Below are 251 nucleotides of genomic sequence, written 5' to 3'. Positions count from 1 at the left end.
GGATGGACTCTCCGGTGAGGGACGCCTGATTGACGGTGACCTCCCCCTCCAGCACCAGACCATCCACGGGGATGATGCCGCCGGCACGAACCACCACGGCGTCTCCCGGCTGGATTTGGGACACGGGGGCCAGCACCTCGCCCTGGGCTGTGCGCAGCCAGACCCGGTCCACATTTAAGGACATACACCGGGCCAGATCCGCCACGGATTTCTTTCTTGTCCACTCCTCCAGCAGCTCGCCCACCTCCAGC

At 65.3% G+C, this 251-nt stretch carries 1 pseudogene; it reads right to left on the bottom strand.

The features are described 5' to 3' along the window. Positions 1–251 (bottom strand): annotated as a pseudogene (locus H6B10_RS16350) (heavy metal translocating P-type ATPase); the annotation flags it as partial.

Source organism: Gemmiger formicilis (assembly GCF_016901605.1).
In the GTDB taxonomy this organism is placed as follows: domain Bacteria; phylum Bacillota; class Clostridia; order Oscillospirales; family Ruminococcaceae; genus Gemmiger; species Gemmiger formicilis_B.
Note: the sequence above shows the minus strand (reverse complement) of the source record. Positions and strands in the feature narration are given on the sequence as shown.